The organism is Archangium sp. Cb G35, assembly GCF_001896145.1.
GTDB classification, from domain to species: Bacteria; Myxococcota; Myxococcia; order Myxococcales; family Myxococcaceae; genus Archangium; species Archangium violaceum.
The window spans coordinates 134,422-158,377 of record NZ_MPOI01000011.1 but is presented as its reverse complement, the minus strand read 5'-3'; the positions used below and the strand labels follow the sequence as shown (position 1 = coordinate 158,377).

Here is a 23,956-nt window from a genome sequence, read left to right as displayed (position 1 = left end):
TAGGGAAGAAGTCATGGCGACGCACCTGCTGGAAGAGCCTCTGAACACCGCGCCCTGTGGCTTCTTCACCTTCACCGATGACGGAACCCTGGTGGCCGCCAACGACACGCTGGCGGGAATGCTGGGGTACGCCTCGGGAGAGCTGGTGGGCGGCCGCGTCGAGTCGCTCCTGACGCTGGCCAGCCGCATGTTCTACCAGACGCACCTCTTCCCGATGATCCGGATGCAGGGCAAGGCGGAGGAGATCTTCCTCTCGCTGCGCTCCCGGAGCGGGGAGAGCATCCCCGTGCTCCTCAACGCCGTGCGGAAGGAGCAGGAGGGCGGGGTCGTCAATCAGTGCGCGCTCATCCCGGTGCGCAACCGCGGCAAGTACGAGGACGAGCTGCTGGCGGCGAAGCGGATGGCGGAGGAGGCGCTGCGCGGCAACGAGGAGCTGATCCGGGCCCGGGAGGAGCTGGAGCTGCATGCCCGGGAGCTGGACCAGAAGATCAGCCGGCTGGAGCAGAAGAACCAGGAGCTCACCCGCCTCAGCACCATCCTGTCCCATGATCTGCGAGAGCCCATCCGCAAGCTCTCCATGTTCTCGAGTCTCTTCACCCAGCAGGATCGCCAGGTGCTATCGGCGACGGGCCAGCGCTCGTTGGATCGGATCAAGGTCCAGAGCGCGCGGATGGAGCAGCTGGTGATGGCGCTCCAGGAGTTCGTGTCGCTGGATGACACCCACGAGCCGCTCGATGAGGTGTCGCTGGGCGATGTGGTGGACAGCGCCCGGCAGCTCGTGACCGAGAGGACCGGCACGATGATGGAGCTGCACAGCGAGCAGCTCCCCGTGCTCCAGGGCCGGCGCCGGCAGTTGATGATGTTGTTCTTCCAGCTGCTCGACAACTCGGTGAAGTTCCGCCGGCCGGAGGAGGAGCCGAGGATCGGCATCGAGTGCTGCCTGCTCCAGCACAACACCTACCGGGCCAACACGGGCAGGTACCACTACACCGACTTCGCGCGGATCATCTACGCGGACAACGGGATGGGGTTCGACAACCGCTACAGCGACTACGTGTTCGAGGCGCTGAAGAAGCTGGATCCGAACAGCCCGGGGCAGGGCATCGGCCTGGCCATCTGCCGCAAGGTGGTGGAGAACCACAACGGTTCCATCTCGGTCGAGTCGGAGCCGGGCCGCGGAACCCGGTTCACCCTGTTGCTGCCGTTGCGGCAGTGACGCGTCCTGGCCGAAGCCAATTCGGTCCCGAGCCCCTTCCGCCGCAGGGTTCCGCAGCCTATTCGATGTTTCTTCGTCGCATGGGTGCGTAATTTCTTCCCGTGCCCTTCTCACGGGAGGAAATTCGGATGAAGAAGCTCGGATTCGAAACGCGTGCGGTCCACTCTGGCCGGGAGGATCTGGCCGGGCTCGGCGTCCATGCGCCGCCGATCGATCTCTCCACCACCTATCCCGTGGGCAGTATGGGAGGCATCGGCGAGTGCTTCGACGCGCTCACCCAGGGTGGACCCCTGCGCGACAACCCCATCTACGCCCGGCTGCACAACCCCACCGTGGTGCGCTTCGAGAAGGCACTGGCCGCGCTGGAAGGCGCCGAGGAGGCGGTGGCCTTTGGTTCGGGCATGGCCGCGCTGACGGCGGTGTTGCTCGCGGCGCGCCAGGGGGGCAAGCACGTGGTGGCGTGCCGTCCCGTCTACGGCGGTACGGACCATCTGCTGGACAGCGGCCTGCTGGGGGTGGAGGTCACCTGGACGCATCCGCACCACGTGAGCAAGGCCGTGCGTCCGGACACGTCGCTCGTCGTGGTGGAGACGCCGGCCAACCCCACGCTGGCGCTCATCGACATCGCGCGGGTGGTGGCCCAGGCGGGTGATGTGCCCGTGCTGGTGGACTCCACCTTCGCCACGCCCGTGCTGCAGAACCCGCTGGCGCTCGGGGCCTCGCTGGTGCTGCACAGCGCGACGAAGTTCCTCGGCGGGCATGGCGACGTCATGGGCGGCGTGGTGGCCACGAACGCGGTCTGGGCGGCGCGGTTGCGCCAGGTGCGCATCGCCACGGGCGGCGTGCTCCACCCCGAGGCGGGCTACATGCTGCACCGCGGTCTCGCGACGCTGCCCGTGCGCGTCCGCGAGTCACAGCGTGGCGCCATGTTCCTCGCGAAGCGCCTGGCCTCGCACCCCGCCGTGTCCCGCACGTGGTACCCGGGGCTCCCCGGCTGTGACACCGAGGGCCTCATCGGGCGGCAGATGCGTGGGCCCGGGTGTCTGCTGTCCTTCGAGGTGGTGGGCGGCGCGAAGGCGGCGGCCCAGGTGATGGAGCGGGTGGAGCTGCTCACGCCGGCGGTGAGCCTCGGCTCGGTGGACTCGCTCATCCAGCACCCGGCGAGCCTCACGCACCGCGTGGTGGACGAGAAGCACCGCGAGGCCAGTGGCATCTCCGCGGGCATGCTCCGGGTCAGCGTGGGATTGGAGAGCCCCGAGGACCTCTGGGCCGACCTGCAGCGCGCCCTGGAGGGGGTGCAGTCGTTCGGCCACGGAGTGGTGGAGGGGATGGAGAAGAGTCGCTGCCCGAGTGGAGACGCCGTTTTGGTTGGTGACCTTTCCAAGGTCTAGGGCGGAGTTGAACCGCGTCGCTTTACAGGCGATTACCAGTGGCGTGTTCGGCATCTCCGGCCGGGCAGCTACCTTCAGGGACGAAAAGGCGCGGGAAATCCTGACGGCGGGTAGAGCAGTGGTGTGACGTCCTGGAACGGCCCCTGGCACGGGGCCACGTCGGCGGCCAGGTAGTGGGCCACCCGTCCAGGCGCGAGCGCGACGATGGCCGACGAGCGCGTCCCATATTCTGGCGTGTGGATGCAGAGTGCCTGGTATTGGCGGATGCGCTCGTGCAGCTCCGGGGGGAACTCCTCGAGGAGGAACTCCGGGGTGCGCTCGGGCAGCACGTGGTCCGCGAGCAGTGCCTGAAGCTCCTGGACGGTCTCGGGCCAGGGTTTCCGGGCGGCCTTCTCGGCCAGCTTCCGGGCCCTCGCCACCTTGGGCAGGGCCGGGGTGTCGAGCACGTCGTTGGGCAGCACGTGGACGCCCGGCGGGACATCCTCCTGGTGAATCCGCTCGGAGTCCGGGCGGGCGTACGCCACCCGGAGCACCCCGGCGTCTCCATAGAGGAGGTTGAAGGGGTTGTACTCCCGGGCATCCAGCCCCGCGAGGTAGCGGTCGACCCCCTCCACGTCATTGGCCTGCAGGGCGCGCATCACCACCTCGCCCCGCGAGCGAGGGGCCCGCGTCAGGTTGGCGGAGCCCCGCTGATTCGTCAGACCCACGAAAAAGCCCCCGTCCGTCACTCCCATCCACGTCCCCTGACGCTCCAGATCGCGGCCTCCGACGACCCGGGGAGAGAGGGACAGGACCTGGGGACCAGCGGCCGGGCGGGCGTAGAACTCGTCGCGGTTGGCGGCCAGCACGAGCGGCCACTCGGGGTGGATGTGGCGGAGGATGGCGATGGTGCACATCGTGTGGGGTCGAATAACAGCTCCGGGACCCCGGTGCATCAGGTGCGTTCCTTGATTACTTCCCGATGACCGGAGCCCTTCGAGCGGCTAATGTCCGCCCCCCCTCAGGAGAACCCATGGCGGAGAGAATCCTCGTCACCAGCGCGCTGCCGTATGCCAACGGCCCCATCCACATCGGCCATGCCGTCGAGTACGTCCAGACCGACATCTACGTGCGCTTCCTGCGCTCCTGCGGCAAGGACGTCGTCTACTTCTGCGCCGACGACACCCACGGCACTCCCATCGAGATCAACGCCGCGAAGCAGGGTCTCAAGCCCGAGGACTTCGTCGCCCGCTGGTACGACTCGCACCAGGCGGACTTCCGCGACCTCGGCGTCAGCGTCGACTACTTCCACTCGACCAACTCGCCCGAGAACAAGCACTACGCCGAGTTCATCTACGGCAAGCTGAAGGAGCAGGGCGACATCGAGAAGCGCGACATCGAGCAGGCATACTGCGAGACCGACAAGCGCTTCCTGCCGGACCGCTTCATCAAGGGCACCTGTCCCAACTGCAAGGCGCCGGACCAGTACGGCGACGCCTGTGAGAAGTGTGGCAAGGCCTACGCCCCCACGGATCTGATCGAGCCCCGGTGCGCCCTGTGCAGTACGCCGCCGGTGCGCCGCAAGTCCTCGCACCTGTTCTTCAAGCTGTCGCGCCACGCGGACTTCCTGCAGGAGACGCTGCGCAAGCCCGGGTTCATCCACCCCGGCCTCGCCACCCAGCTCCAGGGCTTCTTCGAGCAGGGTCTGGCGGACTGGGACATCAGCCGCGACGGCCCGTACTTCGGCTTCGCCATCCCGGGCGAGACGGACAAGTACTTCTACGTCTGGCTGGACGCCCCCATCGGGTACATCGCCACCACGGAGAAGTGGGCGAAGACGACGGGCAAGGCCAAGAGCGCCCTGGACTACTGGGCCGAGGGCAGCGACGCCCGCATCATCCACTTCATCGGCAAGGACATCGTCTACTTCCACGCGCTCTTCTGGCCCGCCGTGCTCAAGGAGGCCGGCCTCAAGCGGCCCGAGAGCGTGAAGGTGCACGGCCACCTCACGGTCAACGGCGAGAAGATGAGCAAGAGCCGCGGCACGCTCATCCCCGTGCGCTCCTACCTGAATCACCTGGACCCGAGCTACCTGCGCTACTTCTACGCGGCCACGCTGGGCGCCGGAGTCGAGGACCTCGACCTGAGCCTCAAGGACTTCCGCCTGCGGGTGAACGGCGAGCTGGTGAACAACATCGGCAACCTGGCCAACCGCAGCCTGTCCATGCTGGCGGGTGCGGCACTGGAGAAGCGTCTGGCTCCCGCCACGAAGGAGGGCCCCGGCAAGGCGCTGGTGGAGGCCGCGCTGGCCCGTGTCCCCGAGGTGCGTGAGGCGTTCGAGAAGCTCGAGTTCCGCACCGCCATCCGGATCATCACGGAGATCTCCCAGTCGGCGAATGGCTTCCTCCAGACCGCGGCCCCGTGGGCCAAGGTGAAGACGGACCCCGAGGCCGCTCGCGCCGACCTGAGCGACGCCGCCGAGGTGGCCTACCTGCTGGGCGCGCTGCTCACGCCGGTGATTCCGCGCGTGACGGAGAAGCTGTTCGCGCAGCTCAACGCGCCGCCGCTCACCTTCGAGGCGCTCGCCACCGCGAGCTACCCGCTGCTCGACCGCAGCCGGCCCGTGGGCACCCCCGAGCCGCTCCTGCCGCGTCTGGAGGAGGAGCGAGTCAACGCCATCATCGACCAGCCTCCCGCCGCCGCCGAGCCGGCCAAGGAGGAGAAGAAGGGCAAGGGTGACAAGGGCGAGAAGAAGGCCGCGGAACCCAAGCCCGCCGAGGCCAAGGCTCCCGAGGCGAAGCCCGCCGAGGCCGCGCCCGGGGAGATCGAGATCGGTGACTTCGGCAAGGTGGTGCTCAAGGTGGGCAAGGTGCTCGCCGCCGAGCGCGTGCCCAAGGCGGACAAGCTGCTGAAGCTCACCGTGGACCTGGGCGAGGGGCAGCCGCGCACCATCTGCTCCGGTATCGCGGAGGCCTTCCAGCCCGAGCAGGTGCAGGGCCGCAACGTGGTGGTGGTGGCCAACCTCAAGCCGCGCATGCTGCGGGGCATCGAGTCGCGCGGGATGATCCTCACCGCCGGACCTGGCGGGAAGAACCTCTCCTTGCTGGATCCGGGGGACATGCCTCCCGGCTCCGAGGTGAAGTGAGCGTGACGGACTGGCGGGCCGAACGGGACCGGGCGCTCCTCGCCCTCGAGCGCGAGAAGCACCCGGGGTTACGCATCGAGGCGGCGGAGTTGCTCTTCCACATCGCCGCCGAGGACGCCTCGCGCGCGCCCGAGATGTCCGCGTCGTTCCAGCGGCTGCTCGCCGACAAGCAGGTGGCCGTGCGCCGCACGGGCGTGGGCATGGCCTCCGCGGTGCTCGCCGCCGAGGAACTCCCCGGCTTCTTCGCCACGCAGCTCGCCGATGAGGAGAGCCTCGTGCGCCTGGAGGCCGCCGGGCGCCTCGCGGACCTTGTCCGGCCGGATTGCCGTGGGTTGCTGGCGCGGGCCCTCGAGGACCCCATCTTCGAGGTCCGCTTCGAGGCCGCCCGGGGCATGGCCTCCCTCAAACACCCCGCGGGGCTGGACGTCCTCGTGGAGGCGCTCGACGAGGATCTGCTCCGCTTCCGTGCGCTCGGGGCGCTGGCCGAGCTGGGGGATGCGCGCGCGCTGCCGGCCGTGCAGCGGCTGTTCCGCCGCTGGATGCTGCCCGCCTTCGACAAGACCCAGGCCGCGGGAGTGCTCGCGAAGCTGGGAGATGCCGAGGGGGCCGCCTGGCTGCTCAAGCGGACGGAGCGGCGGCGGTGGAACTGGTCGCAGGACCGGGCCCTCGCCGTGGAGCTGTGTGGCGAGGTGAAGGCCTCGGGCGCGCTCGAGCGGCTGCACACCATCATCACGAATCCGAAGGACGACTGCCGGGGCGCGGCGGCTCGGGGACTGGGCCGCCTGGCGGACCCGAAGGCCCTGCCGTGGCTGCTCGCGTTGATTGACGAGCCCGGGGTTCCCGAGGACTACCGGCTCGATGCCGCCGAGGGCCTGTGGCTGCTCGGCGTTCCCGAGGGCAGGGAGCGCGTCCGGGCGGTGCTGCCCTCGTTGTCGCAGGAAGCCCGTGCCGAGCTCTCCGAGCTCATCCAGGAGATGCCATGAGGCTCGTTGATTCCCACTGCCACTTCGATCGTGCCGATTCCGAGTACGTGAACGCCGCGCTGGAGCGCGCCCGTGCCGCCGGGCTGGTGCATGCCGTCATCGTCGGCCAGTTCCAGGGCCCGGGTGACTGGGGCATCGCGCTGGAGGTCGCCGCGGCGCATCCGGAGTTCCTCACGGCCACGCTCGGCATCCATCCGCACGAAGCGGCCCGGGCCACCGAGGCGGACTTCGAGCACCTGGAGCGCACCTGTGCCCGGCCGGAGATCCACGCGGTGGGCGAGGCGGGGCTGGATTACTACTACGAGCACTCCGCGCGGGACGTGCAGCGGGAGGTGTTCCGCAGGCAGTGCGCGCTGGCGAAGCGCTTGGGCAAGCCGCTCGTGGTGCACGTGCGCGAGTCGACGAAGGGCGGGGACGCGCATCCCGAGTGCGAGGCCATCCTGAAGGAGGAGGGCATCAGCCGGGGCGTCATCCACTGCTTCACGGGAGACACCGAGGCGGCCCGGCGCTACCTGGACCTGGGCTTCCTGCTGTCGCTGTCGGGAGTGGTCACCTACAAGAAGACCGAGGCGTTGCAGGACGCGGTGCGCTTCGCGCCGTTGGAGCGGCTGATGGTGGAGACAGACAGCCCGTACCTGGCGCCCATCCCGTATCGCGGCAAGAAGAACGAGCCCTCGTACGTCGTCGAGACGGCGAAGAAAGTCGCCGAGCTGAAGGGCGTGACGGTCGAGCGGGTGGCCGAGGTGACCACGGCCAACGCGGCGGCGCTGTTCGGCTTCACGGTGTGACCGCGGGCCGGGTTCATTGCTTCCTGGCTTTGTTCGGCCGGGGTTCGGGCCCGCCGTAGAAGGTGTCCCGTTTGGCGTTCGCGCGGACGACGAGACGCGCGTCTTCCTTGCCCACGCGGACGATGTAGATGTCACCCACGTCCGCGCGGTCGGCCGGCTTCCGATCGACGAAGGCGACCCATGGACCGGGAACGCCATAGGAGATGGTGCCCACTCGCTTGAAGGCCTTGAGCCACCGCTTCGCGGGGGACTCTCCGGGCGTGACCAGGGTCAGCACGACCGGGTCGTGGGGATCCTCGGTCGCCCGGGCCATGACGAAACCGTCAATGGATGGCAGGTAGCCCTGGACGAAGTCGATGGGTGGGGACTCCTCCGCATCCTCGGGGATTGCTGGCGCGGGCCGGAGTGGCTGATACGAACCATCCATCGTCATGTTTCCCGGTCTCTGGCCGTACGCATCCGCTTTGCCCGAGACCAGCAATCCGCGCTGTTCGCTCCAGCCGAGCAGCTCCGCCACGTCCGGCGCGGGCCGTGAAGTCACCACCCCCGCTGCCGGATTGAGCTTCACGAGGAGGGGGGCTGTCTTCGAGCTCTCCTGGACGCAGAGCACATGCAGCAGCTTGCCATCGGGCTGCCATTGCATGCTGGAGGGGAGACATCCGGAAGGCATGTCGGCCTGGTGGGATGTTCCGGCCGCACCATTTCCCGTACCCACGGGGAGGAACTCGACCTTGCTGGGGGCACGCCGGAGTGCCACCTGCTGGCCGTCCGGACGGAGCTCGTAGTCGGGCCGTAGTCGGGGCATGGCGAGGCCCTCGGCCAGCTTGACGCTGCCCTGCTCCCCCAGGGTGTGCCTCATGAGGGTGTCGGCTTGCCGGTACAAGAGGAAGGTGCCATCGGGAGACCAGGAGAGGTGCGCGACGGCGGCGTCCTGTCTCCAGTCTCCCGTCCACTGCACCCGCCGGGTGGAGACCTGGATGACGACGGGCCGTGCGCCCCGCGGCCCATATTCGATGGCCGCTACCTGCGCGGGCGCCTCGGAGGTCGTGGGCGCGGATCCTCCCGCCTGTACAGGGGCGGCGAGGAGCAGGGAACACAGGAGTGCTGCCTGGGCGAGTCGGAGCCGGTTCACCACAGTGGGGGATCTCCAAGGGTCGAGCGGTAGGTGACCGCATCGAGATTGGGCTGTCTGTTCAGCAAGGACTCGACGATTCCAGCCACGATCTGTTCGGCCATCTCATTGACGCGCTCCTCCTCTATCAGTTCGCCGTAGCGGTATTGCCCCTGCCCGCCACTGGAGTGCGCTGCATCCATGAACTCGAGCTCGAAATAGGTATACTTTTCGCGCCGCTGATTCTGGGCACTGAGCATCGCGGCGGGATTGTTGGGTTCCTCCGCGGCAACGCCGCCCTGCCGGAGTCCGAGCCCGCAGGGATCCACGTATTTGACGAACACCTTGGCGAGGCGGATCTGATCGTTTGGCGGATCGGTCCTGGACACCAGCAGCACCTGTCCCTTCGCGGCCGCGCCGCCCGCGTTGAGATGGATCGAAAGGTAGAGATCGCACTCGGGGTCGATGCCGTTGATGTACGCGAGGCGAGGTGTAGGGCCCCAGGCCTTGGTCCCATGATTGAAGTAGGCCTGGGGGGAGCCTTGTTGCAGGTAGCGCAGGACCTTCGTACGCGCGTAATCCACGAACCCTCTCGTCCGCATGGCTGTCCGCGCCGAGGTCTGGAAGTTCCCATCTCCGCCAATCTCGCAGGCGAGAGACCAGCGCGCGGAACGATCGGCCAGGACCTCCAGCATGGCATCATCCACCTCGAACCAGTCCTGCGTGGTGATGGGAAAGGCCTGGACCTGAGGGGGAGGTGTATTCCCTCCCGGCGGTGTCTGGGTGGACTCTCTCGTGTAGACGTAGTTGTTGGTCGTGACGTCCCATCGCACGGAGCCGGGCTGTACACGCCTGTGGCTGCTCTGCAGTTGTTGGTTGATACGTGCGACGATGGTGTTGATCGTGGCCGTGTTGATCTGGAGCAGGCGGGCTCGATCATCGGCTCCCACGGGCAGCACGGCGTTGGTGTCTCCCGAATGCCGGGTGAGAAGCAGCGCCGAGAGCGCGAGAAGCGTCGGGTTGCCGTTGCGGATTCGGATACGCCGCTGGGAGAGGTTGAACTCGTAGCGCTGTGCACCCGTCTCCGGGGCTGCTGCCGCGTTGACGGAACCCGGCTCGATGAGGCCAAACCCCGCGGTCCGGGTCCAGAAGATGTTCTCTTGCGGCACTCCGTGCCGGGTTTGCAGGAGATGGGCGATACGGTCCGCGACGAGGTGGGCGCCAAACCATTCCTGGGAGCGGCGGGCCGCGGCGAGCCCATAGACCACGCCATGCCCCGGATCGAGCAGGAAGCGGCGATTGGCCAGTTGCGTGGTGGTGATCCGCTGCAGTTGCATGTTGTCAGGACGAAGAGGGGCGTCCTGGGTATTGCCTTTGAGGTGGTCCTTGGTGAAACGCAACATGTGCGCCCTGGGTAGATAACCCATTGCCGCGGAATGGGAGGGCACGGTGGCGCGGAAGAGGATCGGCCAGTCGATGGGAAGCGCGAGGGTTGTTCTGCTTTCACAGGAGACGTAGCCCTCCTTGTTCGTCTCCAGCGCGACCTGTCGATTGATGTTGGTGAAGCCGTTGTTGAAATTGTCTCGCAGGACCTCGGCTTTCACGTTGGCGCTCGCGACGGCCTTGGTGGTGTTGGCATCCACCGCGCGCAGTTTGATCCAGCAATACCTCTGGGGCGGTACGTGATGGACCACGTAGAAGACGAACAGATCGTCACAGCGTTGGCGCGGACCGATCCGCAGTGCTACGTCCAGCACGCAATGTGCGGTCTGCCCCGAGGCCTTCACATAAGAGGCTTTCAGCCGGAGTGTGCCCTCGAACTGGTTGTGCTTGGGCACGCCTTCATCGGGTGTCGCCACGGCGAAGCAGATGTGGATGCGGCGGCTGGACGCATCGTCCCAGTGCAGCGGCATGCTGGTGACAGTCGTGCCCTCCTGGGTCGTCCTGCCCATCAGCGGTGGGTTGGGGGCCGCCTCGGTCTTCGTGACGATGTTGTCCTGTGACATCTGGATGACGATGTCGAACACACTGACGGAAGCGACGGGGTCCGCTGTCAATGGCGGACGCAACGTGGTGGCCGCCTCCACACTCGTCCCAGGGGCGAGAGGCCAGAACGGGACAGCGGTGTTGGTGGTGGAGAGGACCGAATAACTGCCAGCGTGGATGGGCATCGCGCTCCTCGCGGTTCCATGACTCCGGGAGCAGCAGACGGCACCGAGACTTCTTCCCCCCCCGGACTGAACGACACCCTCTACTTTTGGGCAAATCCTCCCCCCGAGCAAGCAGGGGGGCGTCACCATGGCCTCCAGGCCGGGCCCTCCTTCGGCGGAAGGGCCTCGCGGAGGGAGCTTTACACCGTAGGCATGGACATGGTCGGTCTGCGCATCGCCACCTGCTGGGCGAGCGTTTCCAGATCCTTGTCCATCTGCGGCGTGTCCAGCAGCAGCGAGTCCGGGTCGTAGCGGAAGTCCGCCTGCTGGAAGCCCAGCAGCGTCTGCATGGCCTGCTCGCCGTTCTGGGTCGCCACCGTCGCGTAGACGAGCTTTCCCTGCTCCATGTGCAGGTAACCTTCGTGGGCGTTCTGCTTCAGGTACAGCCGCCCCGACTTCTTGCCCGTTCCCAGCAGCTTGAGCAGCTGTGCCGCCGGCAGCTCGTCCAGGCTGCCTCGCACCATCCGGGCCGGGCCGTTGTGCTGGATGCGATCATCGTACAGGGCGCGGATCGTCTTCGCCGCCTCGTCCGGTTGCGTGGGCGGCAGTACCGCCGAGGCTCCACCCATCATCAGCCGCTCGCGCGTGCCCGCGTCCGGGTCTCCGAGCACCACCACCGGCAGGCCCGCGTGCTCCGGCGAGGAGCGGGTCGCCTGCAGCAGCCCCAGCACCTCGTCCAGCCCGAACTTCAGCCCTACCACCAGCACGTCGCAGTCCTGGTAGCCCAGCGCGTCGTACGCCCCGTCCAGCGAGGACAGGGCGTGCACCACCAGCCCCTGCTTCTGGCCGGACTCCAGCAGGTCCGTCCGCGTGCCCTCCTCGGGCTCCACGATGAGGATCTGCCGCCCGTCGTTGATGATGCGCTGGCGCAGCAGCTCGCCCGTCTGCACCTGCATGACGATGTCCGCCACCAGTGGGTCGTACAGCTTGCCCGAGTTCTCCCGCAGGTGCTCCAGCGCCTGCTCCTTCGTCAGCAGCTTCCCGTAGGCGTTGGCCGGGTTCTTCGTCAGCTCCAGGTAGCTGTCCACCGCCCCCAGGATTCGCGCGCCCAGGGTGATGTCATCCCCCTTGGCTCCCTGCGGCGTCCCCGAGCCGTCATAGGACTCGTAGAGCTGCGCGAGCATGGTGTTCACCTGCACCGGCAGGTTCACCGACTCGAAGAGCTTCGTCGGCACCCGGCAGTAGCGCTTGGCCTCGGCCATCCACTCCGGATTCACCGCGTTGCTCGCCAGGCAGAAGTGGCGCTCGGCCGGCTTGCCCAGGTCGTGCAGGTAGCCCGCGATGGCCACCGCCGCCACGTCCCGGGGCGGCATTCCCAGGCGCCGCGCCACCACCGTGGCCTGCCGCGACAGCTGCGCCGAGTGTCCCCGGTGGTGCTTGCGGTCCCGCTCCTGCATCGTCACCAGGATGCTCAGCGTCTCGATGTAGTCCTTGTCGCTCACCGTCCCGCGCGAGCCCGGGAAGGTGTCGCCGCTGGACGTCTTGTTCCGCCCCTGCGTGCCCGGGCGCGGCCGCAGCCGGGTCTCCGACTCGAGCCGCAGCTGGATGCTGGGCCTGGGCGCCATCCCCGCGGTGCTCTCGTAGGCGCTGGCCATGGTGGACACGTCCGCCCGCGTCTGCGCCGTCACCACCTCCAGCGAGGCGAAGGCCGTCGTGTCCCCGTAGTAGTGCTTGCGGATGGCGGCGGCGATGGTGCTGCGCAGGCCCACGTACGCGTAGACCTCGGTCATCCCCGTCACCAGGGCGATCTCGTCCAGCAGCTTCTTGTTCTGCGGCTCGGCCGCCACCACCGAGAGCAGCTGGCGCTCCGGGTCGATCGCCAGCGGAAGCACGTTCTGCGCCTCCGCCAGCCGCACCGGCACCTTGTCCAGCACGTCCGTGGGAATGCGGGCCTTGGCCAGCTTCTCCGCGGAGACGAAGCGCGTCTGGAACTCGGCCGCCAGGAAGCGCAGCAGTGCCGCCTCCTGGAGCAGGCCGATCTCCACCAGGCAGTCCCCCAGCCGGTGGCCGGTGATCTTCTGGTGCTCCAGCGCCTTCTGGATGGAATCCGAGGTGACCAGTCCCGCCTCGACGAGGCGCTCGCCCAGTTTCTTCGCCATCTCTCAACCTTCCGTGTCCGAGCCCTCCCCGCCGGACTTGTCGGCGGGCTCCGTCTTCGGCGCCGTCAGCACGCTGAACGGCTTGAACGTCAGCTCCTTGGGAACGTCCACCCGCTCTCGCGGCGGCTTGGACTCCCGCGGCTCGCGGGCCTCCCGAGGCTCCCGCTGCTCACGCGGCTCCCGCTGCTCACGCGGCGGCCGGGGCTCGCGCTGCTTCTCCTGCCGCTCGGGCCTCTCGGGACGCTCCTGCCGCTCGGGCCGCTCGGTCCTCTCCTGCCGCTCGGTCCTCTCGGGACGCTCGGCGCGCGGAGCCTGCTGGCCCTCGCCCGCGGCCCTCTCCGGCCGATCCTTGGGCTTCTTGCCCTCCTTGCCCTTCCGGCGGCCCCCCTCGACGGGTGCGCGGCCCCGGACCGTGGGCACGGGTCCCTTCCAGAGCTGGCGGTCGTAGAGCTTGAGGTTCTCCGTCCACTTGTCGTTGGGATCGCGCTGCATGGCCTCCACCCACGAGGCGATGCGCGAGTCCAGCGAGTCGAGCGCGTGGACGATGTGCGCCTCGATGGTCATCGGCAGCTTGGGCGAGCCGTACTCCAGCCGCCCATGGTGCGAGAGGACGAGGTGGGTGAGGTGCTGCTCCAGCAGCGGCGGGAAGTTGGGAATCGCGAGCGTCTTCTCGCGGATCTTCTGCGCCGTCATGACGAGGTGGCCCACCAGCTTGCCCTCGTCGGTGTACTCGAAGCCCTTGTCCGGGGAGATCTCCGCCACCTTCATCACGTCGTGGAGGAAGGCGCCGGCGAGCAGCAGATCCCTGTCCGCCATGGGGTAGTGGTCCGCCACCCGGAGGGTGAGCCGCATCACCGACAGCAGGTGGTCGGCGAGTCCGCCGCGGTAGGCGTGGTGGATGCCCTTGGCGGCCGGCGCGTGCGGCAGGCCCGCGGCGATCTGCGCGTCATCCAGGAAGGCCAGCAGCAGCGCCTTCACGTTCGGGTCGTTCACGCGCTCGGTGATGAGCTCGCGGATCTGTCCCACGGCGCGGGGGCCGCTGTGGCCGTCACCGCCCGCCTTGGGCGTGGCCTGCTCCTCGCGGGCCTTGGGGGCGGGCTGCTCCTCGCGGGCGGGGGCGGCGGCCTTGGGGGCGGGCTGCTCCTCGCGGGCCGGCGGCTCGAACTCCTTGGGATCGAGCGGCTCGGGGTCCAGCTTCTCGAGGGCCTCGATGACCACCTGGGACTTGCCGTGGAAGCCGATGACGTTGCCGCGCACGAGCACGTAGTCACCGGGGGAGAAGGTGGGCTCGAGGGCCTCGACCTTGTCGAAGACGCGGGCGTCGATCTCTCCGCTCTTGTCCACGAGCACCACGGAGAGGAACACCTTGCCGCTGCGCGCGGTGACGCGCTCCTTCTTGGTGACGCGGAAGACGGTGTTGACGGAGTCCTTCTCGCGCAGGTCCTTCGCATACACCTTGCGCACCTGCTCCACGGAGGCGTCGGTGGGAGCGGAAGTCGGGGAATTGTCGGACGGGTTATCGGTCGTCATACGCGGGCGGCGACACTACCACCACCCAGGCGGTTAGGATGGATTCATGTCCCTACTTCCCACTCTCTCCCTTCTCGTGCTGTTGACTGGCGCGGCTGAACCGTCCTGGCAGCAGGTGGCCCGTGACGACGGCATCTCCGTGCTGGCCCGGACTCCCGAGGGGGGGTCCGTCTCCGAGGTGAAGGCCACCACCCTCGTGGATGCCCCTGCCCACGACGTCTGGCGGGTCATCCGTGACTACGACAACTACACCAAGACCATGCCCTACACCGAGGAGAGCAAGGTGCTGTCCTCGGAGCAGGACGGGAAGATCACCGTCTTCTATTGCCTGGTGAACGCCCCGCTGGTGGACAAGCGGGACTTCATCATCCGCATCCGGGACGAGTCGGACTGGAAGGACGGAAAGGGCTTCCTGAAGACGGCCTGGACGGCGGCCACCGAGGGGGTGCCTCCCGAGAAGAAGGGCGTGGTGCGGGTGAAGCTCAACACGGGCTACTGGCTGATGGAGCCGCGCGAGGAGGGGAAGAAGACGTTCGTCACCTATTACCTCTACACGGACCCGGGAGGCTCGCTGCCCAAGTGGATCGCCGACAAGGCGAACAAGACGTCGGTGCCGGACGTGCTCCGGGCGGTGCGCAAGCACGCCACCGCCGCGAAGAAGTAGGCGCCGGAGGGCGTCTCAGCTGGCCTGGATGACGATCCCCGACAGGTAGTCGGTGCCGGGGAAGCCCACGAGGGTGGGGTGGTCCGGCGGCAGGCCGAGCCGGGCGAAGCGGAAGCCCATGCGCCCCTCCTGCTCGCAGGCCTCGGCGATCAGGTCGTCGAAGCCGCCGTTGGGCAGGGGCGGGTGGTAGCCGACGACGAGCAGGGTGCCGCCGTGGCGGGTGGCATGCAGGCCCAGGCGTACCTGCTCGATGAAGCTCTGCGGCGAGGTGGCCTCCGGGGTGTCCAGGAGCACCAGGTCGAAGGTGTCCTGGATGCCGTGCAGCACGTCGAGGGCGTCCCCGCGTTCCACCCGGAGGCGCCCCAGCATTCCGTTGGCCTCGCCGTTCTCGCGGGCGAGGTCCGCGGTGTCCGCGTCGCTGTCGAAGGCGAGGACGGAGCGGGCGCCGTGGCGTCCGGCGTGGACGAAGAGGCCGCCCACATGGCAGCTCGGGTCGAGCACCCGCGCGCCCTGGGAGAGGCGGGCGAGGAAGCGGCGCAGCTCGCGCTGGTCGTAGGGGTAGCCCACGCCCGGGCCGTAGGTGAGGTCCACGGTGAAGCGGGCGCCGAGCTCCAGCACGCGGCTCCAGCGGGGCGGGTTGCCGTAGAGGGCGTGGGGCCGTTGCACGGGCAGGCCGAGCTGGCGGCGCCGGGCGGTGTCATTGCGCAGCAGCACGGACTCGGCGCCGGAGACCTCCACGAGGGCGCGGGTGATTTCCTGTATCCGGGCATCCATGGCGCGCGTGAGCGTCTGCACGACGAGGTGCGTGTCGTAGCGGTCCACGATGAGGCCGGGGAGGGCGTCGCCGTCGTCGTTGATGGAGCGGCAGAAGCGCGGGTCATCCACCATGCGGGCGCGGCGCTCGAAGGCATGGCGCACGTGGCGGGGGATGATGCCCTCGGCGGACTCGTCCGGGAGCCCCAATCGGCGCACGGCATAGGAGGACTCGAGGTCCACGTCCGCGAGCCCGAGCACATGCCCGTCCTCGTCCCGGAGCTGCACGGCCTCGCCGGCGGAGGGGGTGCCCTCCATGGAGACGATGTCCTCGCGGCGCACCCAGGGGGCGCCGTGCTTCAGCCTGCGTGCCGCCTCGCGGGACAGATAGGTGTTGAACAAGGCCGTCCTCCCCTCTGCGCGGACGCCGAGCCGGCCGCGCGCCATGTGCCCTCAATGGGGGGAAACATGCGGCGGGTGGGGACCCGGTGCGGGGAGGGCGGGAGTGCCCGCTCGTGGAGCAGGGGAGCGGGGGAGCGCTCCATCTCCAACCCGTAAATATCCCCTCGCCCTCCGGGAGAGGGACGGGGTGAGGGTGCCCGCCCCCGTTCTCTTGACCCGTGCATCAGCACGGAGTCCTCGAGTGGAGCACGGTGCGAGGGGCAACCTGGTTACACCCGATACCCTCACCCCGTCCCTCTCCCGAGGGGAGAGGGGAGGTAGGGCAAGGGAAGGAGGCGCTCAGTCCCTCGGAGGCGCTCAGTCCCTCGGCGGCGCGGGCCGCTTGTGGGCCTTGGCCGACAGCCGGGTGAGCAGCACGCTCATGGCCAGTGCCAGGACGATGCCCAATCCCCTCCGCGGCCACGAGTCGCTCATGATGAGGGCCAGTGCTCCGGCCCCCAGGGCCACCGCGGCGAGGACGCTCAATATCTGGGTCCGCCCCGCGAGCCCCTTCGACTCGGGACGGGCCCGGGCCAACGCGGGGATGCTCGAAGCCTTGCGCCAGGTGGAGTGTCCCTCCTCGAGCACTTCGTCGTTGGGCTCCACCAGCCCCTGGATGTACGCCACCTCCACGTCTCTCAACGTGGGGTAGGCCAGCTCTCCCTCCGGTGTGCGTACGCGGTAGCCCATGGCTCCCTCCCGTGGCTCAGGCGAGCTCGCTCGCAATCTGCTCAGCCACGCGCAGTCCATCAATGGCCGAGGAGACGATGCCGCCAGCGTAACCACAGCCCTCGCCCGCGGGGTAGAGCCCGCGCATCGACACGGACTGCATGTCCTCGCCGCGGGTAATCCGCACCGGCGAGCTGGTCCGGCTCTCGATGCCGATGAGCTTGCCGTCGTCGCTGATGAAGCCGCGCATCTTCCGGTCGAACGCCTTGAGCGCCTGCTTCAGCGACTGCGTGAGGCGCTCGGGGAAGAGCTTGTTGAGGTCCGTATGCGCCAGCCCCGGCCGGTAGCTGGTGCCGCCCGGATCCTTCTTCACGCGCCCGGCGAGGTAGTCGGGGATGGTCTGCGCGGGGGCGAAGAACTTCCCCCCGCCCAGCTCGTACGCCTTGGACTCCCAGTGGCGCTGGAACTCCAGGCCGGCGAGCGGGCCGCTGAAGCCCTCGCGCTCGAAGTCCTGCACGGACACGGTGACGACGATGCCCGCGTTGGCGTACTTCGCGTTGCGGCGCGAGTTGCTCATGCCGTTGGTGCACTGCAGCCCGTCCTGGGTGGGCGTGGGCACCACGATGCCGCCGGGGCACATGCAGAACGAGTAGATGCCACGCACCTCGCCATCCACCTCGAGGTTCTCCGCCAGCTTGTAGTCGGCGGGGGGCAGCCGCGGATTCTTCGCCGCGCTCCCGTACTGGATGGAGTTGATGAGCCCCTGCGGGTGCTCGGCCCGGAAGCCGAGCGCGAAGGGCTTGGGCTCGATGACCACGCGCCCGTCCGCGGCGAAGCGCTCATACAGCTCGCGCGCCGAGTTGCCCGGGGCGAGCACCACCCGGTCGCTCTCCAGCGTGCGCCCGTCCGCCAGCCTCACGCCCGACACCCGGCCGTCGCGGTAGAGCACTTCCTCCACCTTGTGCTCGAAGAGCACCTGGCAGCCTCCGGCGATCAGCTCGTCGCGCAGCTTCGCCACCGCGCCCGGCAGCAGGTCCGAGCCGATGTGCGGCTTGCCCTCGATGAGGATGTGATCCGGCGCGCCGCAGCGGGCGAACGTTTCGATCACCTTGCGCACCATGGGGTGGTTGATGCGCGTGGACAGCTTGCCGTCGGTATAAGCGCCAGCCCCACCCTCCCCGAAGTTCATGTTGCTCTCGGGGTCCAGCGAGCCATCCCGCATCAGCTTCGCCACATCTTTCCGCCGGGCCACGACTTCGCGGCCGCGCTCGATGAGGATGGTGCGAACGCCGCGTTCCAGTAGTCCCAGCGCGGCGAAGAGACCCGCGGGTCCGGTGCCGATGATGAGCGGCATGCGCTCCGGCTCCTTCACTCGCTGCGGAGGCTCGGGCGGAGGCGCCGACTCACTGACGTCCGGCGGCAGCCGCTGGGGCGCACGGCCCGGGGCCAGTTCCACCTCCAGCGTATAGATGTAGCGGGGGCTGCCCTTCTTGCGAGCATCCAGCACCGCGCGCACGACGCGCACGGACGCCAGGTCCGAGCGAGTCACTCCGAGCTTCTCGGCTGCTCGCTGGCCGAGCAGCTCTTCCGGCTCGTCCAACCACAGCCCGATGTTGTTCACCCGATACGCCATGCGCTGCTCTTCTCCTGAAGCCGGGGACAGAGGGCGCGTATCTGCGTCACCCGGGCCCCCGAATGCAAGCTGTTGAACACCTTTGAAGCGAGCGGGTGCGAACTTGACGATGCACCCCTCGCATGCACTTCCCCTGGACGGCGGGCGGGGTGCGAACGCCCCTTCGCATCTGCGGACAACCCGGCCAGCCCCCGGTTTCTCTCAACCACCTGAAGTGCATGGAGAATTCGTCAGGAAGGTGACTGCTGGCACGCGGGTTGAAGATGGAACCGCCAGTGATTACGCGGTCCAACCGCTTCTCGGAGGACACGTCCTTGAGTACTGACAAGCAGGGCACCCGGATTCTCGCCCGTACCTTCTTCAACCAGCTGCGCGCGAGCGGCTATACCCCCATGCAGATCATCGGCATCGCCACGGAGCTGCTGGACCTGGTGACGGAGGACATCAAGGGAGAGAACGTTGCCCAGGCGACGGTCGAGCCCCGGCCGGAGTTCCGCAAGGAAGCCTGAGCAGATAGACTGGCTCTGTCCCTGGCGGGTAGCCGGGCTCCGGGCAGGCCCCGGGGCTCGAGCATCCCTCCAGGTGGCGAAGAAGAAACCGGCCTGGTGCCGGTTTTTTTGTGTCCGCGTTCCGCCCTCTAGGGGTTGCGGCGTGCGCGCTCGAGACGGCGCTGGCGGGCCGCGGCCCCGGCGACGACGAGCAACCCGGCGTTCATGGCGGTGAAGACGGAGCTGGCGGTGCCGGGAGCGAGCGCGGCGAGCAGCAGGGCGCCCCCCACGAAGGCCAGCCGGTCCACCCAGACGGAGCGGGGTTGAGGGAGCACCAGCACGAGCGCGCACAGGGCCAGGGGCAGGCCGAGCGCCACCTGCCGGGCGATTCGAGGCCCGCTGTTGAGCACCGTCTGCCAGTTGTGCACGAGGATGGCGGCGAAGATGACGACGGTGCCGGTGGCGAGCACCAGCACGCCGGCGGCGGCGGCGTCCTTGGTGAGGCGGGCCTTCTCGTCGAAGTGGCGGGTGGCGAGGTCCACCAGGTGCTCGAGCGCGCTGTTGAGGATCTCCGCGAAGAAGATGAGGAGGACGCAGAAGATGAGCGTCACCTTCTCCGCGAGCCCCAGCTCGATGCCGCTGCCCACCAGGCCCACGAGGAGCGCGGAGACGAGGTGGACGCGCATGTTGCGCTGGTGGACGACGGTGTGGATGAGCCCGTTCCAGGCATGGACGAAGGAAGCCAGCATGCCGGAGCCGCCCCGGGGAGGATGCGGCGGGGGCTGCTTCTCGGGAGAGGGTGGAAGCGGGGGTGATAGGGCGGGAGAGCTCATCTCGGAAACAGGTTAGCGGGAGAGCAGGCAGGCACTCACGGTTTGATTGGCATGCCCTCGCGCCGGGGCCTAACGTCCGCCCCCTCATGGCCCTTCCTGCTCACGTACGTACCACCGCCTGGATGCTGTTCTCGCTGCTCTGCCTGCCGGGCATGAGCCTGGCCCAGGACGATGGCGCCTTCGCCCAAGACTGCGGCCTGGAGCCGCCGGGTGCCATCTATGTGCCACTTCCGGGCCCGAGGCCCCACGAGACACGCTGGTTGCCTTCCGAGCCGCCCCTGGTGCGCCGCGAGGACCCCCGGGGCTCCGTGTCGGCGCTCGCGGGCGTGCCCCAGACGCGCATCCGCACCGGGGCCCTGTCGGGGAAGACGATCTACCTGAGCCCGGGGCATGGCTTCTTTCGCAGCTCTCCTCTGGGCCGGTGGGCCACCCAGCGGGGCAACACGAATGACGTCGTCGAGGACCTGGTCTCCATCGAGACGCTCAACCAGTACCTGCTGCCGATGCTGATGGGGGCGGGCGCCACGGTGATTCCCGTGCGCGAGTCGGACCTCAACCCGCGCATGGTCATCGTCGACAACGGAGCCGCGGGCTACACGGAGACCGGGGCCACGGAGCTCTTCACCTCCGCCACGCCCGGCTGGGGTCCTCCGCCGGTGCCGATGGGCAACGCGGTGCAGCCCTTCCAGCTCGGGGACCACCGGCTGATGACGGCCGCGCCCACGGCCACCGCGCAGGCCACCTGGGCGCCCTCGATTCCAGCCGATGGCGCCTACCACGTGTACGTCTCGTATGGGGCGGACCCGGGCCGCGTCTCGGATGCGCACTACGTGGTGCGGCACGCGGGCGGCGAGAGCCACTTCCGGGTGAACCAGCGCCGCCATGGAGGCACGTGGGTGCTGCTGGGCCGCTTCTACTTCCGGGCGGGCCAGAATCCCGAGGCGGCCTCGGTGGCGGCGCTCAACGACTCGGCGGAATCGGGCACCCTGTCGCTGGACGCGGTACGCATTGGCGGTGGCACGGGCGTCATCGGTGACGGGGCGCTCGCGCCCCTGCCGCGTCCCCGCTTCGAGGAGTGCGCGCGTTACCACACCCAGTTCAGCGGGGCGCCGCCCACGGTGTTCGCGCCCTCGGGCATCAATGCGCTTTCCAACGAGCGCAACGACGACGTCACCTCGCGCGCGCGCTTCGCCGCCTGGCTCCACGAGGAGGGGGAGGACGCCGTCTACGTCGCCTGGCACACCAACGCCTCCGGGCTCTCGACGCCCGACGACCGGTTCCGTGGCACCGAGGTGTACGTCTATGGACCCAATCCGGTGGACGGCACGCTGAACTTCACGGGGGTGCCGGGCAGCGACGTGCTCGGCCGGGCGTTGCTGGACGAGCTGCGGCAGGACATCCGCAATGCGTTCGATCCGAACTGGCGGGTGCGCTCGTTGCGCTCGGCCAACCTGGGCGAGGTGAACCCGACCCACAACCCGGAGACGCCGGCGGTGCTCGTGGAGGTGGCGTACCACGACCATCCCGCGGATGCCGTGTACCTGAAGCAGCCGGAGTTCCGCCGGGTGGCCGCGCGCGCCCTGCTGCAGGGCCTCATCAAGTACTTCGCCACGCGAGACAGTCAGCCGGTGCGCCTGCCGCCCGAGCCACCCGCGGCCCTGGTGGCGCGCCATGCGGGCAGTGGCCGGGTGGAGGTGAAGTGGACCGAGCCGGCCGTGGATGCGCTGGACCTGGGCGGGCATGCGGCCACGGGCTACCGCGTCTACGAGAGCGCGGACGGCCTGGCCTGGGACGGGGGCTCCGAGGTGGCTACCACCTCCTTCTCCATCACCCTGCCGGCGGGCACGACACGCTACTTCCGCGTGGCCTCCCTCAACCCGGGTGGTGAGTCCTTCCCCTCGGACGTGGTGGGCGTGCGCGTCCCGGAGGCGGGCAAGGTTCCCGAGGTGCTGGTGGTCAACGCCTTCCGCCGCCTGGACGCGGAGCTGGCGCGCGCCGAGGACCTCTCGGCCTACGCACTGGGCACTCCGCTGCGCGAGCTCCTGGAGTCCATGAATGACGGCACGGCCCTGCGGCGGCATGGGGACGCGGTGGCGCAGCACGCGGTGGCCTTCGACGGAGCCACCAGCGAGGCGATCTCCGCGGGCCTGCTCACCCCCGTGGGCTACCGGGTGCTGGACTGGTTCATCGGCCGGGGCGGGGTAGGGGGGCAGGGTCCCACCGCCGCCGAGCAGGCGATGATGCGCACCTTCGTCACGGGGGGAGGGCACCTCCTGCTCTCGGGTAGCCATGTGGCCTCCTCGCTCGCGGCGGGGGGCGCGGAGGGGCAGGCCTTCCTGACGGACATCCTCCATGTCCTGCCGGGTTGCGGCTCGTCGGCGCTTCTGGTGAATGGGCTCTCGGAGGGCTGGCTCCCGGGCCTCTCCAACTCGCTGCTCGATGATGGGCTGCGGGGCTCCTACCCCGTGGGAATGACGGACGTGCTCCTCCCACTGGAGGGGGGCTCTCCCGTGCTGGGCTATGCCGGGACGGACTCGGCCGCGGCGGTGGCCTCGGCGCCGGGGGGACAGGTGCTCTTCTTGAGTGTTCCCTTCGAGGGCATCGTCACTCCCGAGCGCCGTGCGTGGCTCATGGGGTCCTTCCTGGCCCGGGCGGGAGTGCTGGCCTCCGCCCCCACGCCGCCCACCGGAGAGGAGGTCCTGCCTCCGGGTGCCGTCGTGAGGGCCTCTTCGAGCCCCGGTCCCTGCTTCGTGGAGCGCATTCCCGGGACCTACGAAAACGCCGAGACGGGCTGCGGCTGCCGAGCGGGCGGCGGCGCAGCGTCCGTTGCGTGGCTGTTGCTCCTCTCCACTGTTCAGCTATGGCGTACGCGTCGTCGTTCTCCCTTCACAGAGCGTTGACTCGCGTGCGTCACATGCCTACGGTCGGCCGCCCTTTCCCACGACGGGAGGGCGTACGGCCCGTCGTGTGCCTGTGAGCTTTCCAACTTCTCAAGGAGACTGAGACATGGCCACCAAGATTGCCATCAACGGGTTCGGTCGCATTGGCCGCTGCGTGCTTCGCGCCGCCCTGAGCCGCAAGGAGAACCTCGACTTCGTTGCCATCAACGACCTGGACGAGCCGGCCGCCCTGGCCCACCTCTTCAAGTACGACTCCGTGCACGGCACCTGGCAGGGCACCGTGAAGGCCACGGACAAGGCCATCATCATCGACGGCAAGGAGATCGCCGTCACCGCCCAGAAGGACCCCACCGCGCTGCCCTGGAAGTCCCTGGGCGCGGACATCGTCCTCGAGTGCACCGGCCGCTTCACCGAGCGCGATGGCGCCGAGAAGCACCTGGGCGCGGGCGCCAAGAAGGTCATCATCTCCGCCCCGGCCAAGGGCCCGGACCTGACGCTCGCCTACGGCATCAACCACGACCAGTACGATCCGAAGAAGCACCACATCCTCTCCAACGCCTCGTGCACCACCAACTGCCTGGCGCCGCTGGGCAAGGTGCTGCTGGAGAACTTCGGCATCGAGAAGGGCGTGATGACCACCATCCACAGCTACACCAACGACCAGCGCATCCTGGATCTCACGCACAAGGATCTGCGCCGCGCCCGCGCCGCCGCGCTGTCGATGATTCCCGCCTCCACCGGCGCCGCGAAGGCCATCGGTGAGGTGCTCCCGGCCCTCAAGGGCAAGATGAACGGCCAGGCGGTGCGCGTGCCCACCCCGAACGTGTCCCTGGTGGACCTGACCGTGGTGACCAGCAAGAGCGTCACCGTGGACGCCGTCAACGCCGCCTTCAAGGCCGCCGCCGAGGGTCCGCTCAAGGGCATCCTCCAGTACAGCGAAGAGCTGACCGTCTCCGTCGACTACAACGGCAACCCGCACTCCTCCATCTTCGACTCCACCAACACCATGGTCATGGGCGACAACCTGCTCAAGGTGATGGCCTGGTACGACAACGAGTGGGGCTTCTCCAACCGCATGGTGGACACGGCGAAGTTCCTCGCCACCAAGGGTCTGTAGTCAGCC

18 protein-coding genes are annotated in these 23,956 nt (G+C 68.6%); 9 read left to right on the top strand and 9 right to left on the bottom strand.

Annotated features, from left to right (window positions below; all coding sequences use genetic code 11):
• Nucleotides 1-13: 13 nt before the first annotated feature.
• On the top strand, nt 14-1,216 hold the full coding sequence (locus BO221_RS31335; protein ID WP_083681639.1) for an ATP-binding protein: 1,203 nt from the start codon (nt 14-16) through the stop codon (nt 1,214-1,216).
• A gap of 128 nt (nt 1,217-1,344) precedes the next feature.
• Nucleotides 1,345-2,607 carry a PLP-dependent aspartate aminotransferase family protein gene (locus BO221_RS31330; protein ID WP_073564517.1) on the top strand — a complete coding sequence of 421 codons (1,263 nt, stop codon included), beginning with the start codon at nt 1,345-1,347 and terminating at the stop codon, nt 2,605-2,607.
• Nucleotides 2,608-2,681: 74 nt separating this feature from the next.
• Here BO221_RS31330 and BO221_RS31325 read toward each other — a convergent pair whose 3' ends face one another.
• Nucleotides 2,682-3,503 carry an NRDE family protein gene (locus BO221_RS31325; protein WP_073564516.1) on the bottom strand — a complete coding sequence of 274 codons (822 nt, stop codon included), beginning with the start codon at nt 3,501-3,503 and terminating at the stop codon, nt 2,682-2,684.
• Between the two features lie 116 nt (nt 3,504-3,619).
• On the opposite strand from BO221_RS31325, the gene metG reads away from it, so the two are divergent.
• Genes metG through BO221_RS31310 form a run of 3 tightly spaced genes read left to right on the top strand, consistent with a single transcriptional unit; the run spans nt 3,620 to nt 7,502 of the window.
• Nucleotides 3,620-5,731, top strand: coding sequence for a methionine--tRNA ligase (gene metG, locus BO221_RS31320; protein WP_073564515.1), 2,112 nt, complete (start codon nt 3,620-3,622; stop codon nt 5,729-5,731).
• Nucleotides 5,732-5,733: 2 nt separating this feature from the next.
• Nucleotides 5,734-6,714 carry a HEAT repeat domain-containing protein gene (locus BO221_RS31315; protein WP_073564514.1) on the top strand — a complete coding sequence of 327 codons (981 nt, stop codon included), beginning with the start codon at nt 5,734-5,736 and terminating at the stop codon, nt 6,712-6,714.
• Complete coding sequence (locus tag BO221_RS31310; RefSeq protein ID WP_073564513.1) at nt 6,711-7,502, top strand: TatD family hydrolase; 792 nt, start codon at nt 6,711-6,713, stop codon at nt 7,500-7,502. Before BO221_RS31315 ends, BO221_RS31310 begins: the two co-directional genes overlap by 4 nt.
• Nucleotides 7,503-7,515: 13 nt before the next feature.
• Here BO221_RS31310 and BO221_RS31305 read toward each other — a convergent pair whose 3' ends face one another.
• The 4 genes from BO221_RS31305 to BO221_RS31285 all read right to left on the bottom strand — a co-directional run bounded on the left by BO221_RS31305 (nt 7,516) and on the right by BO221_RS31285 (nt 14,452).
• Nucleotides 7,516-8,634 (bottom strand): hypothetical protein, encoded by a 1,119-nt coding sequence (locus tag BO221_RS31305; protein WP_143195789.1) that lies wholly within the window; start codon nt 8,632-8,634, stop codon nt 7,516-7,518.
• Nucleotides 8,631-10,784, bottom strand: a complete 2,154-nt coding sequence (locus BO221_RS31300; protein WP_143195788.1) for a hypothetical protein — start codon at nt 10,782-10,784, stop codon at nt 8,631-8,633. The genes BO221_RS31305 and BO221_RS31300 overlap by 4 nt, the downstream gene beginning before the upstream one ends.
• Before the next feature lie 179 nt (nt 10,785-10,963).
• Nucleotides 10,964-12,922: an HD domain-containing phosphohydrolase gene (locus tag BO221_RS31290; protein WP_073564509.1), complete on the bottom strand. Its 1,959-nt coding sequence runs from the start codon at nt 12,920-12,922 to the stop codon at nt 10,964-10,966.
• Between the two features lie 3 nt (nt 12,923-12,925).
• Nucleotides 12,926-14,452, bottom strand: coding sequence for a 3'-5' exoribonuclease YhaM family protein (locus BO221_RS31285; RefSeq protein ID WP_073564508.1), 1,527 nt, complete (start codon nt 14,450-14,452; stop codon nt 12,926-12,928).
• Between the two features lie 46 nt (nt 14,453-14,498).
• Between BO221_RS31285 and BO221_RS31280 the strand changes: the two genes are divergently transcribed.
• On the top strand, nt 14,499-15,116 hold the full coding sequence (locus BO221_RS31280; protein ID WP_073564507.1) for an START domain-containing protein: 618 nt from the start codon (nt 14,499-14,501) through the stop codon (nt 15,114-15,116).
• A gap of 15 nt (nt 15,117-15,131) precedes the next feature.
• Here BO221_RS31280 and BO221_RS31275 read toward each other — a convergent pair whose 3' ends face one another.
• The 3 genes from BO221_RS31275 to BO221_RS31265 all read right to left on the bottom strand — a co-directional run bounded on the left by BO221_RS31275 (nt 15,132) and on the right by BO221_RS31265 (nt 18,612).
• The gene (locus BO221_RS31275; RefSeq protein ID WP_198956219.1) at nt 15,132-16,271 is read right to left on the bottom strand and encodes a class I SAM-dependent rRNA methyltransferase; all 1,140 of its coding nucleotides are present in this window, start codon (nt 16,269-16,271) and stop codon (nt 15,132-15,134) included.
• A gap of 357 nt (nt 16,272-16,628) precedes the next feature.
• Entirely contained in the window at nt 16,629-17,000 is a 372-nt protein-coding gene (locus tag BO221_RS31270; RefSeq protein WP_073564505.1) for a hypothetical protein, read from the bottom strand.
• Nucleotides 17,001-17,016: 16 nt separating this feature from the next.
• Nucleotides 17,017-18,612, bottom strand: coding sequence for an NAD(P)/FAD-dependent oxidoreductase (locus tag BO221_RS31265; protein ID WP_073564504.1), 1,596 nt, complete (start codon nt 18,610-18,612; stop codon nt 17,017-17,019).
• A gap of 314 nt (nt 18,613-18,926) precedes the next feature.
• On the opposite strand from BO221_RS31265, the gene BO221_RS31260 reads away from it, so the two are divergent.
• Nucleotides 18,927-19,121, top strand: coding sequence for a hypothetical protein (locus BO221_RS31260; protein ID WP_143195787.1), 195 nt, complete (start codon nt 18,927-18,929; stop codon nt 19,119-19,121).
• Nucleotides 19,122-19,249: 128 nt separating this feature from the next.
• Here BO221_RS31260 and BO221_RS31255 read toward each other — a convergent pair whose 3' ends face one another.
• Nucleotides 19,250-19,933 carry a diacylglycerol kinase family protein gene (locus BO221_RS31255; RefSeq protein ID WP_083681637.1) on the bottom strand — a complete coding sequence of 228 codons (684 nt, stop codon included), beginning with the start codon at nt 19,931-19,933 and terminating at the stop codon, nt 19,250-19,252.
• Nucleotides 19,934-20,019: 86 nt separating this feature from the next.
• Between BO221_RS31255 and BO221_RS31250 the strand changes: the two genes are divergently transcribed.
• A complete protein-coding gene (locus BO221_RS31250; protein WP_369865902.1) occupies nt 20,020-22,833 on the top strand; it encodes an N-acetylmuramoyl-L-alanine amidase in 2,814 nt (937 codons plus the stop codon).
• Nucleotides 22,834-22,939: 106 nt separating this feature from the next.
• Nucleotides 22,940-23,950, top strand: coding sequence for a type I glyceraldehyde-3-phosphate dehydrogenase (gene gap / locus BO221_RS31245; RefSeq protein ID WP_073564500.1), 1,011 nt, complete (start codon nt 22,940-22,942; stop codon nt 23,948-23,950).
• Nucleotides 23,951-23,956 lie beyond the last annotated feature (6 nt).